The following is a 13,010-nucleotide window of genomic DNA, read 5'->3' as shown; positions in this document are numbered from 1 at the left end:
GTTTATGTCAAGTGCAATTATTAATGGTAAAGAAATTGGTCAAGAAATTCGTAATGCTGTAGCAGAGCGTGTCATTCGCTTAAAAGAGCGAGGATTAACACCTGGTTTAGCGGTTGTATTAGTTGGAGACAACCAAGCTTCAGCTACATATGTGAGAAATAAACAAAAATCTTGTGAAGCAATTGGTATGTTTTCAGAACTGATTAAATTACCAGCTGAAACTACGCAAGAGGAATTATTAGCACAAATTCAACTTTTAAATCAACGTGAGGATATTCACGGAATTTTAGTACAACTACCACTCCCAAAACATATTGATGAGGATACAGTCATAGCGACAATCGCTGTCGAGAAGGATGTCGATGGTTTCTCACCAGTAAGTGTGGGGAAAATGATGCTTGGCCAAGACACATTTTTACCTTGTACACCGTTCGGCGTGATGAAGCTTCTTGAGTATTCAGGAATTGACATTGCAGGAAAACATGCTGTTATTGTAGGACGTAGTCATATCGTTGGTAAACCAATGGGACAACTACTTTTGCAAAAAGACGCAACGGTGACATATACACATTCTAAAACGCCTGATTTACCTTCATTTACAAAACAGGCAGATATTTTGATAGCTGCTGTCGGACGTGCAAACTTTATTACAAAGGAGCATGTAAAAGATGGAGCGGTTGTCATTGATGTCGGTATTAATCGTGATGAGAACAATAAATTATGCGGTGATGTAAACTTTGCAGAAGTAGATGGTATTGCATCACATATTACTCCTGTACCAGGTGGTGTCGGACCAATGACAATCACGATGTTACTATTCAACACAGTGCAAGCAGCTGAAAATAGCTTGCAAAATAAATAACACAACCATAAAAGAGTCATCTCAACATTGCTTTGAGATGACTTTTTTGATGTATAAAAAAGAACTTCTTTGCTTTTTTGACGTCTAATGTAACGTTTGGGACATACATACGTAGAAGGAGGTTTTTATGGAAAACATCGATATTATGTTAATTGTAAAACATATCATCATTGGTCTTGTCCAAGGTTTCACAGAGCCTATTCCCGTATCATCGAGTGGACATGTTATGATTGCCAGTGAAATACTAGGACTTGGAGAACAAGGTTTTACATTCGCCATTTTAACTAATACAGCATCATTACTTGCCATTATGTATATTTATCGAGAGGATATTGTGCGCCTTATAAGTCATTTCTTTCTCTATTTAAAGACAGGGGAGAGGCGCTATAACGCTGATTTTCGCTTTGCATTGTATATTATCATAGGATCTATTCCAGCAGGCGTTTTAGGGGTGTTATTAAGTGATGTCATTGCTGACAATGTCAGTATGACTACAATTGCGCTCATGTTATTTGTCACAGGAGCTGCATTATGGTTAATACGTAATATGCAAGGGAAGAAGAAAGATGCTGATCTCAGGGCAAAAGACGCTATTATTGTAGGATTAGGGCAAGCAGTAGCTTTAACGCCAGGTATTAGCCGATCAGGAGCAACGATTATTTCAGCAATAGCAGTAGGGATGAAGCAGGATACAGCCTTACGGTTCTCCTTTATGCTTTATATTCCTGTAAGCTTAGGGGGAGTGGTCCTTGGGATTACGGATTTTTTAGAGGAGCCGAATAAAGGCGCATTGGCACTTCCCTATGCAGCTACTTTCATCGCTACGCTCATTATGACCTATTTTGCGATGCGATGGTTTATGGGTATTATGAAAAGCGGTAAACTTAGCTATTTTACGTACTATTGTTTTATTGTAGGTACGCTTCTATTACTATTCTATTAAAATGTAAAGTCTCATAACAACTATTGTTATGGGGCTTTGTTTGTTATGGATGGTAATAAGCTGTTTTCTAATAGTTTGATCGTGTATGAATATGTTATAGTTGTTTTTCGATAGTTGTAACCTCGTCATTTTTTCTAGCGAAACTGCATTTTGGCACGTCAACGACAGTAAAAAATGTTATGATAGGTGTAGTTTTTGTGAAAAACTTGATTATAGTAAAGGAGCCGAAAACATGTCGTCTGCTTCTTATTTAACAGTAAAAGCGTTAACGAAATATATTAAACGAAAGTTTGATGCTGACCCTCATCTACGTGAAGTATATGTAAAGGGTGAATTATCGAATGTTAAAATCCATCAATCAGGCCATATTTATTTTACGCTCAAGGATGATGGAGCCCGCATTGCGGCTACGATGTTTAAAATGGCGGCTACAAAATTAGCGTTTGAGCCAAAGGAAGGTATGCAAGTATTTATTCGAGGCGATGTAAACGTTTACGAAGGTTATGGTACCTACCAACTTTATGTACAGGAGATGCAACCTGATGGCATTGGTAGCTTATTTGTTGCCTTTAATCAATTAAAAGAACAATTACAAAAAGAGGGGCTTTTTAAACCAGAGTGGAAGCAACCGATACCAAAGTTTCCTGAAAAAATAGGTGTATTAACATCGACTACAGGTGCTGCTATTCGAGATATTTGTACGACGTTGAAGAGACGTTACCCCCTTGCTAAAGTTTTGATTTATCCAACTCTAGTGCAAGGAGCGCAGGCGGCTCCAAATATTGTGCAAAATATTCAACGTGCCAATCAGAATGCGAGTTGTGATGTGTTAATTGTAGGTCGTGGTGGAGGCTCAATTGAGGATTTATGGGCTTTTAATGAAGAAATAGTGGCACGGGCTATTTTTGAAAGCCGAATTCCTATTATTAGCGCAGTCGGACATGAAACAGATACAACCATTGCAGATTATGTAGCTGATTTACGAGCTCCTACACCAACGGCAGCTGCAGAGATGGCTGTTCCAGATCAAGCAGAGCTATACCAGCGGGTACTTACGCAAAAATCACAACTTCATCAAATAGTGAGGTCGCAACTTATGGCTGAACGACAACGTCTAAATAAGCTCCAGCAGTCTTATCCATTGTCCATGCCAGAAAGACTTTATCGACCATTTACTGAAAGATTAGCACAGCTCGAGTCTGGGTTGCAGACAGCGATGCAGGTGGAGTTGATGAAGAAAAAATCTCAGCTTCAACAATTACATAGTACGGTCGAGCAGCATTCACCTAAAAAGGCACTGGCGTTCCATCAACGTGAACTTGAAGCACGCATTCAACAATTATCCCGTGCTACTACGTATTATGTAGCGAAGCAACAACAACAATTTGAGGCCACTGTTAGAACATTAGAAGCTTTAAATCCGCTATCCATTCTAACAAGAGGTTTTACAGTAGCATATAAAGATCAACAAATGATCAAATCATCCACTGAGGTACAAAAGCAGGATCAACTTACACTTTCTTTCCATGATGGGAATGTTGTGGCTGAAGTGAAAAATATCTTGCCAAAGAATGAGGGGGAAACGTTGTGACAGAGAAACAACAAACGTTTGCAGAAGCCATGACGGCACTAGAAGAAATCGTTCGCCAGTTGGAGCAAGGCGATGTGCCATTGGAAAATGCAATAGATTTATATAAGCAAGGAATGGAGCTATCAAAGTTTTGCCATAGTAAGCTGCAACATGCAGAAGAACAGCTCGTATCGATTGTCCAAGAGACTGGTGAAACAACAGCATTTGATCCACTAAAGGGAGAGAATTAGGAAATGAATGAGCCATTAAAGTACTTTATTGAAAGTAACATACCACAAATTGAAGAAACCATGTTTGCACTTGTTGAACAAATTGATGCACCAGCCGATTTAAAGGAATCTATGCTCTATTCATTAAAGGCTGGCGGTAAACGAATTCGCCCACTTTTTGTGTTAGCAGTACTTGAGCTTTACCATAAAAATTTACAGGACGGCTTTCTTGTCGGTTCTGTAATTGAAATCATTCATACGTATTCTTTAATCCACGATGATTTACCAAGTATGGATAATGATGATTTCAGAAGAGGAAAGCCGACGAATCATAAAGTTTATGGTGAAGCACTTGCAACGCTTGCTGGAGATGCACTAAATACGTTGGCATTTGGCATTTTAGCACGTATGGAATTGTCTGCTGAAAAGCGCATTGAACTTGTCCAATTATTAAGTGTCGCAGCAGGAGCAGAAGGCATGGTTGGTGGTCAAGTACTTGATATGGAAGGAGAGCAACGTCAGCTTAATTTAACAGAGCTAGAACAGGTCCATGTCAATAAGACAGGTGCTTTATTACGCTTTAGTATTGAAGCGGGAGCCGTGTTAGCAGATGTGTCCAATCATGATCGTGCTACATTAAAGAAATATGCACATCACATTGGTCTAGCTTTCCAAATTCAGGATGATATTTTAGATATTGAAGGAACAACTGAAGAACTAGGGAAAACAGCAGGGAAAGATATCGCTAGTGATAAAAGCACCTATCCAGCGCTTTTAACATTAGCGGGAGCAAAAGAAAAGCTTGCTGAGCATTATCAACATGCCATTAACGCACTCGATCAATTACCAATCGATACCAGCTTATTACGCGACTTTGCTGCGTATATTGTTCATCGTAAAAACTAAGAGAGAAAATCAAGGCGTTGAAGGAAAAGAATATGCTAGAATAGGTGGGAACGTTTGCAATTTGCATTCAATGAAGTGCTCGTACTTTTAGCATATTGATAACACTGCTATAATGGTGGAAACACAATTGCGGTGAATATTTTATTGAAAAGGTGTGTGAGAAAGGTGGATTTAAATAAAATAACTAGTCCATCCTTTTTAAAAAACTTAAATAAGAAGGAGCTTGAGCAACTTGCACAAGAAATTCGTACCTTCTTAATCGAAAAATGTTCTGTCACAGGTGGGCATATCGGGCCAAATTTAGGTGTAGTTGAACTTACGATAATGCTGCATAAAATGTTTGACAGTCCAAAAGATAAGTTTTTGTGGGATGTTGGCCACCAAGCTTACGTGCATAAAATTTTAACAGGTCGTGCGAGTCAATTTGACACACTACGTCAGTTCAAAGGGCTTTGTGGATTCCCGAAGCGCGTGGAGAGTGAACATGATGAGTGGGAAACAGGTCACAGCTCGACGTCCTTATCAGCAGCCATGGGTATGGCAGCGGCACGTGATATTAAAAAAGAACATAGCTATGTAATCCCTATTATTGGGGACGGTGCTTTAACAGGCGGTATGGCACTTGAAGCGTTAAATCATATTGGACATGCAAAAACAAATATGATTGTCATTCTGAATGATAATGAAATGTCCATTGCACCAAATGTTGGAGCATTACACAATGTATTAGGTCGTTTACGTACAGCTAAGGAATACTCAAAAGCGAAGGAAGAGCTAGAGTCACTTATAAATAAAATTCCAGTGCTAGGAGGCAAGCTTGCTTCTACTGCAGAGCGCCTTAAAGACAGCTTAAAATATTTAGTGGTGTCCGGTGTGTTTTTTGAGGAGCTAGGTTTTAAATATCTGGGCCCAATTGATGGACATGATTTCGAAGCCCTAGAAATGACATTATCACATGCTAAAAAAGTGAAAGGGCCTGTTTTGGTCCATGTCATTACAAAAAAAGGAAAGGGCTATAAACCTGCCGAGGATGATACTATTGGTAATTGGCATGGGACAGGTCCCTATAAAATTGAAAACGGTGCCTTTGTTAAATCTGAAGCAAAAGGACCAGCGTGGAGTAGTTTAATTGCAGAAACGGTTCGTAAAATTGCTCATGAGGATGAGCGAGTAGTGACGATTACGCCAGCAATGCCTGTTGGGTCTAAGCTACAAGGTATTCAAAAGGATTTCCCAAATCGTTTCTTTGATGTAGGAATTGCTGAACAACACGCAGCAACGATGGCTGCAGGACTAGCTACTCAAAAAATGAAGCCGTTTTTAGCCATTTATTCTACATTCTTGCAACGTGCATATGACCAAGTATTACATGATATTGCTCGTCCAAACTTGAATGTTTTTATCGGCATTGATCGTGCTGGTTTAGTTGGAGCGGATGGAGAAACCCATCAAGGTGTATTTGATATTGCTTTCCTTCGCCATATTCCAAACATGACTATTATGATGCCAAAAGATGAAAATGAAGGTCAGCATATGGTAAAGACAGCGATTGAATATGATGGTGGCCCAATTGCTCTTCGTTATCCACGTGGGAATGGGATTGGCGTACCATTAGATGACGAGCTAATCGCTTTACCAATTGGCAGCTGGGAAGTCTTGCGCGAGGGGAAAGACGCATCTATTTTAACATTTGGAACGACGATTCCAATGGCAATGGCGGCAGCTGAAATGCTGGCACAACAAGGTATTGAGATTGAAGTAGTTAATGCTCGCTTCATCAAGCCAATGGATGAGGAAATGCTACATCGTATTTTATCTAGTCATAAGCCAATTTTAACGATTGAAGAAGCTGTCCTGCAAGGTGGATTTGGTAGTGGCGTATTAGAGTTTGCTCATGATCATGGCTATCTAAATGCACTTATTGATCGCATGGGAATTCCAGATCAATATATCGAACATGGTAATGTAGATCAGTTACTCGCAGAAATTCATATGACAGCAGAGGATACGGTTGCACGTATGCACGTATTAATTCAACAAAAACAGCAAGTAGGTTTGAATAAATAATGACAAAACAACCAAAAGAAAGAGTAGATATTTTACTTGTAGAGCGTGGGCTTTGCGAGACAAGAGAAAAAGCAAAACGATCCATTATGGCAGGTCTTGTTTTTTCAAATGAAATACGTATTGATAAGGCAGGAGAAAAAATTGCCATCGATGCGCCTCTACAAGTGAAGGGCTCTGATTTAAAATATGTTAGTCGTGGTGGCCTAAAGCTTGAAAAGGCCCTACAAATTTTTGATATGACTGTAGAAGGAAAGCTAATGCTTGACATTGGCTCCTCTACAGGCGGCTTTACAGATTGTGCCCTACAACATGGAGCAAGACATTGTTATGCATTGGATGTGGGCTCTAACCAGTTAGCTTGGAAAATTCGCTCGGATGAACGTGTCACGGTCATGGAGAAAACCAATTTTCGCTATACAACAGCCGCTGATTTAACGGAAGGGTTACCTGATTTTGCAACCATTGATGTTAGCTTTATTTCCTTATCGCTCATTTTACCTGTATTAAAAACATTGTTGCTTCCAGGTGGCGATGTGATGGCATTGGTGAAACCACAGTTTGAAGCTGGGAAAGACAAGGTTGGTAAAAAAGGTATTGTTCGTGATAAAAAAGTACATCTCGAAGTATTGGAAAAAACAGCTGCTATGGCAACAGAAATTGGCTTTGTTGTAAAAGATGCCTCCTTTTCACCTATAACAGGAGGGGAAGGGAACATTGAATTTTTATTCCATTTAGTGAATCCTGTCGGTGATGAAATAATTCCTTCATATACAGCTTTTAATGCACTCGTTGAAGAAGCGCATAATTCTTTAAAATAACACGTGCTCGCTTATAGAGCCGTGTTTTTTCTTGTGCTTTTTTGTTGAAAATGGTAGTGTGATTATACACATATACAATTATTTATAAGAGGTGATCTCGTTGAATAAAGGACAACGACATATACGAATTCGAGATATTATCGCCAATCATGAAATCGAAACACAAGATGATTTAGTCGATTTTTTAAAAGAAGCAGGCTATAATGTGACCCAAGCAACGGTGTCACGAGATATTAAAGAGCTACATTTAGTGAAAGTACCGTTACAGGATGGTCGCTATAAATATAGCTTACCCGCAGATCAACGTTTCAACCCAGTCCAAAAATTACATCGTGCATTAGCAGATGCATTTGTCAGCATTGATGGAGCATCTCACTTTTTAGTGATGAAAGCTCTTCCAGGTAATGCAAACGCGATTGCATCTTTACTTGACCATTTAGATTGGCCAGAAATTTTAGGTACAATTTCTGGGGATGATACCATTTTAATTATTTGTCGTAATGAAAATGAGCGTGAAAATACAAAAAATCGCTTATTAGACATGCTCTAAAAAATGGGGAATTTGATTCAGAGGTGACAATTTGTGTTAAGAGAGCTTAGTATTCGAAACTTTGCCATCATTGAGGATCTGACAGTAAGCTTTTCAGAAGGTTTAACAGTACTTACAGGGGAAACAGGTGCTGGGAAATCCATTATCATTGATGCTGTGCATTTACTTGCGGGTGGACGAGGCAATACTGAATTTATTCGCCACGGTGCAAGAAAAGCAGAATTAGGTGGCTTATTTCAAATTTCAAGTTTAGCTCATCCTGTTCTGAAAAAATTAGAAGAAGCAGGCATAGAAATTGAAGAAGATAGCATTATTTTACGACGGGATTTAAATGATTCTGGTAAAAGCATTTGCCGAGTAAATGGAAAGCTTGTGCCATTATCGGTACTTAGAGACATTGGCGCTAGCCTTATTGATATTCATGGTCAACATGAAAATCAAGAGCTGATGGATGAAAAGCAGCATATTAATTTACTCGACCAGTTTGCGGAGGAAGAACTGTCCCCTATACAAAAAACATATAGTGAACAATATGAAGAATATCGTTTACTAAAAAAAGATTTAGCTTCCATATCGATTGATGAACAATTGATGGCTCAACGTATTGATTTGTACCAATTTCAAATAAAAGAGCTAGAGGAAGCCAATCTAAAGTTGGGTGAGGAAGACGACCTTTTAGATGAACGCCGTCGTTTGATGAATTTTAATAAAATTTTTGAACGTTCTAGTGCAGCCTATGATGCCATTCAAGGCGATTCGAAGGGACTTGATTGGATTGGTAATGCTATGGGTGCTTTAGAAGACGCCGCGACGGTTGACGATCAATTCAAAGAAGCATCTGAAGCTGTGACATCTGCATTTTATGCCTTACAAGATGCAGCCTATCAGGTCAAAAATGTGTTAGATGACTTAGAGTTCGATCCAGCACGTTTAAACGAGGTTGAGCAGCGTTTAGCACTATTCCAAAATTTAAAACGCAAATATGGTTCGACAGTGGAAGAAATCTTAGCGTATTATGAGAAAATTAAAACAGAATTAAATGAATTATTGAATCGAGATGAAATTTTGCAGGTCAAAGAACGCCGAGTGCTAGAGATGGAATCGGTACTTAATGAACTTGCTGAAAAACTTTCAGCGGTACGTAAAACTGCTGCCCATCAATTGAGTGAAGCCATAATGGCAGAATTACGTGAACTACATATGGAAAAAGCAAAATTTATTGTTAATTTCGATGAATTACCATATTTCGATGCCAATGGAAAAGATCAAATCATTTTCTACATCTCCACAAACGTTGGAGAACCACCAAAATCGTTACCCAAAATTGCATCTGGCGGTGAATTATCGCGAATGATGCTTGCATTGAAAACGATTTTCTCTTCCTCAAATGGTATCACCTCCATTATTTTTGATGAGGTCGATACAGGTGTAAGTGGTCGTGTAGCGCAAGCCATTGCAGAAAAAATCGCAGCGATTTCCGTTAATTCTCAAGTATTATGTATTTCTCATTTACCACAGGTTGCGGCTATGGCTGATCATCATTACTTTATCAAAAAAGAGGTGGAGCATGATCGAACGTTCACTTCGTTATCGGAAATTGATCAAGATGCTCGAATTGAGGAAGTTAGCCGTATGATGTCTGGTACAGAAATTACAGCTTTAACATTACAGCATGCAACAGAGCTTTTAAAAATGGCAGATGAACGAAAAAAACAAATGCGTTAATCTTTATTCCAGAAACAGTCACGCTGTTTCTGGGTTTTTTCTTTTTGCACAAATATTTACCGCTTATAAGAATGGCACAACAACACATAGTAAAAAGACAAAAATGAAAAGGAGGTGTCGTATGAATCGTCATTGGCGTCAATTAGTCATTTTGCCTATGCTCATCTTTTTGTTAGTGATGCCTGTACAAGCTTTAGCCGCCAAAAAGCTTATACCAATGGGTGAAGCAATTGGGATTCAGCTCCAATTATCACATGTATTTGTCGCACATGATGTATTATTAGCTTCGAATCAGTGGATGAAGGGAGGAGCTGTCATTGAAAAAATAAATGATATCCCTGTTAAATCTCTTGCTGATGCCAAACAAGCTGTGGCAAAAAAAGGCCAACAAAAATGGACGATCAATAGTGAAGGCCAACAAGTTACATTGGAATTACAAAATCAAGAAGCAGAGCATGTCATTTCCTTTTTAAAAGATGAAACAGATGGAGTAGGAACACTGACTTATATTGATCCAGAGACAAAAAATTACGGAGCACTAGGTCATCAAATTGTCGATTCAACCCTACAAGAAGCCCCTGTTTTTAAAGCTGGCTCCATTTTTTTAGCTTCCATTCAACAAATTCGTAAAAGTACACCGGGCCAACCAGGCTATAAAATATCCTCCATTGAAAAGCATCAAGAACGACTCGGCAGTATAGATAAAAATACTATTTATGGTATTTTTGGCCGTTGGGAAGACGGTTATCAACAAAGATTACCCAAAGCCATTGAAATTATGCATGAAAAAGATATAAAAACTGGGAAAGCCGAAATTTATACGGCTATTGAAGGCAGTAAGGTGGAATCTTTTTCGATTGAAATTACAAAGGTTGAAAATGAACGCCTTGAATTTATAGTATCTGACGAAAAGCTCATTGAAAAAACAGGTGGTATTTTGCAGGGAATGAGTGGCAGTCCTATCATTCAAGACGGTCGTTTTGTCGGTGCTGTGACGCATATGTTTGTTGAAGAGCCGAAAAAAGGGGCGGCACTAACTGTAGCAGAAATGTTAAGAAGATCTTCATGAATTATGTCTGGTAAGAATTCGCTTCATTTTCAGGGGCAACAAAAGCCCAGGGAAAGAAGCGAATTTTACCCTTTTTTCTAGGAATTCAACATGTATTTCTAATAATTCCCTGAAGGAGTCATGATATTTAAAAAAACTGTAGTTTTATCAACTAATTTTATCTAAAATAAGTAATAAGAGCATTCGACTAGTTGCAATTATTTATCGTAACTTGTCGATAAAAAAAGAAAGTATCGGACTACATACTCATTTTTGAAAATGAAAAAGGTTTTTAAAACAAAAATGTCGAAAATTCCACAGTGTGCCAAAAACGGCATTTAGGGGTTAGGTTAACGCTTTGAGGTGTTCAAAGCAAGTCCAGAAGGAGGAATTGAAATGACAAAAGTAAAAGTAGCGATTGCTGATGATAATCGTGAGTTATTAAAAACAATGGAGCAGTATTTTCAAGGACATGCCGAAATAGAAATTATTGCAACAGCTTCAAATGGAAAAGTTTGTCTACAAATGCTTGAGGAATTTACACCAGATATTTTACTTCTAGATATAATAATGCCTCATCTTGACGGTTTAGCTGTATTAGAAGCCATGTATCAAAACGAAAAAATGTCATCTATCCAAGTTATTATGCTAACAGCTTTTGGTCAGGAAGATGTCATGAAACAGGCGGTAGATTTAGGGGCTTCCTATTTCATGCTGAAGCCATTTGAATTCGATCAATTGGTACAAAAGATTCTACATTGTGCTGGACAAAAGGCGACACTACCAAAAAAGACAAGCGTGTTACAACCGACAGTACCTCAAAAATTAAATCAGCATCAATTAGACAGTACGATTACTGCAATCATAAAAGAAATCGGTGTACCTGCACATATTAAAGGTTATTCTTATTTACGTGAAGCCATTCAAATGGTATTTGAAGATATAGAATTATTAGGATCTGTCACGAAAATTTTATACCCAGAAATCGCGAAAAAATTCAATACAACGCCATCCCGTGTGGAACGTGCAATTCGTCATGCCATCGAGGTCGCATGGAATCGTGGCAATTATGAATCGATTTCGTCGATGTTTGGCTATACGGTGCACCACCTAAAATCCAAGCCAACCAATAGCGAGTTCATTGCCATGATCGCAGACAAAATCCGTATTGATATGATGGCTAGCTAAGCGTGCTATATTGGTGTTTTTAGCGTGTAGCTTAGCGGAGAATGTAATTTATTACGAAAATGATAACGCCTTTTTAGACAGTTTACGTCGACTGTTTGAGGGGCGTATTTTTTATGTTCATTATTAACGAATTTGTCCTTTTTAGAAAGGTTCGTGCAATGAAGTTGTGAATCAAAAAAGCATTCTTTCGCAAAAACCTCTTTTTAGAGGATTAATATGGTTAATTTTGATAATATGACATAAATTGATTAATAGTAGTATTAAATATCAAATTTAAGGGGAAGAGATACTTGAGTAGGAGTAAGTTATTCGTTATTTTTTTAGTATTTATTTTAGTTGGAGTATTTGCAGCAGGTTTTTATACATTTAATGATGCACTAGTTGAAAAAACAGTGAAAATTGATGAACAAAATATTGTTGAAAAGAACGGAGAATACTACCTGTTAATTGATGAGCGTGAGTTAATATTACCGAAAAAGTATTACGATAAAATCGAATTAGAAAAATACAACGAATACAAAGTTAAATATGTTTACAATCGGTTAAATAATGATGGTGAAGTCGTGATGCTAAAAAGATATGGTGAACAGCCATGGGGTAAATAATGGTGTGAGACTGTAAGCCCTTATCCATTTTTTATAAGCTAAACTTATACGCTGGTGTTCAATTCATCATTACAAAACTCGGTAGCATTGATTAGGGAATTTAATCGATAGTTTTACAGAAAATGCTGTAGAAATATCTTAACTGAATAACGAGAACTGGAACAATCAAAGAAAAGTCGGCATATTAGTTACTCATTGCGATTGTATTCGTTATACTAAAACAGGTGATGAAAATGAAAAGTGTAAATTTCCAACTAGATGGAATGAATTCGATAGAAATAACGCAAATTGGGGAGGAACTATTTGAGGTACGTTTAGCATTAGATGGTAAAATTAGTATGCACTATATGACTCATGAGCAATTAGCTCAACTAGGCTGCACTTTCCATATTGAAGGAGGTATAGGTAGCTTGTTGAATAACTAAAGGTTCAAAATACCTATATAAAACTACTATTAATAGAGATGAACCCACTTGCTATCTTTCCATAGCATACTAT

The 13,010-nt window shown here is 38.0% G+C and carries 13 protein-coding genes; all 13 read left to right on the top strand.

Annotation, left to right across the window (positions count from 1 at the left end; genetic code table 11):
* Nucleotides 1-4 precede the first annotated feature (4 nt).
* The 13 genes from folD (at nucleotide 5) to MKY49_RS14155 (ending at nucleotide 12,937) form a co-directional block, all read left to right on the top strand.
* Nucleotides 5-862: a bifunctional methylenetetrahydrofolate dehydrogenase/methenyltetrahydrofolate cyclohydrolase FolD gene (folD, locus tag MKY49_RS14215; protein ID WP_274793625.1), complete on the top strand. Its 858-nt coding sequence runs from the start codon at nucleotides 5-7 to the stop codon at nucleotides 860-862.
* 127 nt (nucleotides 863-989) lie between these two features.
* On the top strand, nucleotides 990-1,805 hold the full coding sequence (locus MKY49_RS14210; RefSeq protein ID WP_341386541.1) for an undecaprenyl-diphosphate phosphatase: 816 nt from the start codon (nucleotides 990-992) through the stop codon (nucleotides 1,803-1,805).
* A 232-nt stretch (nucleotides 1,806-2,037) separates the two neighbouring features.
* A complete protein-coding gene (xseA, locus tag MKY49_RS14205; RefSeq protein WP_341386540.1) occupies nucleotides 2,038-3,396 on the top strand; it encodes an exodeoxyribonuclease VII large subunit in 1,359 nt (452 codons plus the stop codon).
* Nucleotides 3,393-3,626, top strand: a complete 234-nt coding sequence (gene xseB / locus MKY49_RS14200; protein WP_008179899.1) for an exodeoxyribonuclease VII small subunit — start codon at nucleotides 3,393-3,395, stop codon at nucleotides 3,624-3,626. Before xseA ends, xseB begins: the two co-directional genes overlap by 4 nt.
* Nucleotides 3,627-3,629: 3 nt before the next feature.
* Nucleotides 3,630-4,511, top strand: coding sequence for a polyprenyl synthetase family protein (locus tag MKY49_RS14195; RefSeq protein WP_341386538.1), 882 nt, complete (start codon nucleotides 3,630-3,632; stop codon nucleotides 4,509-4,511).
* A 165-nt stretch (nucleotides 4,512-4,676) separates the two neighbouring features.
* On the top strand, nucleotides 4,677-6,578 hold the full coding sequence (gene dxs / locus MKY49_RS14190; protein WP_341386537.1) for a 1-deoxy-D-xylulose-5-phosphate synthase: 1,902 nt from the start codon (nucleotides 4,677-4,679) through the stop codon (nucleotides 6,576-6,578).
* A complete protein-coding gene (locus tag MKY49_RS14185; RefSeq protein WP_274793620.1) occupies nucleotides 6,578-7,396 on the top strand; it encodes a TlyA family RNA methyltransferase in 819 nt (272 codons plus the stop codon). The genes dxs and MKY49_RS14185 overlap by 1 nt, the downstream gene beginning before the upstream one ends.
* Before the next feature lie 100 nt (nucleotides 7,397-7,496).
* On the top strand, nucleotides 7,497-7,946 hold the full coding sequence (ahrC, locus tag MKY49_RS14180; RefSeq protein ID WP_004231170.1) for a transcriptional regulator AhrC/ArgR: 450 nt from the start codon (nucleotides 7,497-7,499) through the stop codon (nucleotides 7,944-7,946).
* A 33-nt stretch (nucleotides 7,947-7,979) separates the two neighbouring features.
* Nucleotides 7,980-9,671 carry a DNA repair protein RecN gene (gene recN, locus MKY49_RS14175; RefSeq protein WP_322611517.1) on the top strand — a complete coding sequence of 564 codons (1,692 nt, stop codon included), beginning with the start codon at nucleotides 7,980-7,982 and terminating at the stop codon, nucleotides 9,669-9,671.
* Nucleotides 9,672-9,792: 121 nt separating this feature from the next.
* On the top strand, nucleotides 9,793-10,740 hold the full coding sequence (locus MKY49_RS14170; protein WP_274793618.1) for a SpoIVB peptidase S55 domain-containing protein: 948 nt from the start codon (nucleotides 9,793-9,795) through the stop codon (nucleotides 10,738-10,740).
* Between the two features lie 375 nt (nucleotides 10,741-11,115).
* On the top strand, nucleotides 11,116-11,907 hold the full coding sequence (gene spo0A, locus MKY49_RS14165; RefSeq protein ID WP_274793617.1) for a sporulation transcription factor Spo0A: 792 nt from the start codon (nucleotides 11,116-11,118) through the stop codon (nucleotides 11,905-11,907).
* A gap of 290 nt (nucleotides 11,908-12,197) precedes the next feature.
* Nucleotides 12,198-12,512: a hypothetical protein gene (locus MKY49_RS14160; RefSeq protein ID WP_274793616.1), complete on the top strand. Its 315-nt coding sequence runs from the start codon at nucleotides 12,198-12,200 to the stop codon at nucleotides 12,510-12,512.
* A 233-nt stretch (nucleotides 12,513-12,745) separates the two neighbouring features.
* The gene (locus MKY49_RS14155; RefSeq protein WP_274793615.1) at nucleotides 12,746-12,937 is read left to right on the top strand and encodes a hypothetical protein; all 192 of its coding nucleotides are present in this window, start codon (nucleotides 12,746-12,748) and stop codon (nucleotides 12,935-12,937) included.
* Nucleotides 12,938-13,010: the final 73 nt, after the last annotated feature.

Origin of the sequence: Lysinibacillus sp. FSL M8-0134 (assembly GCF_038069745.1) — a bacterium.
Taxonomy (GTDB): Bacteria; Bacillota; Bacilli; order Bacillales_A; family Planococcaceae; genus Lysinibacillus; species Lysinibacillus irui.
This window is presented reverse-complemented; position numbering and strand designations above follow the sequence as displayed.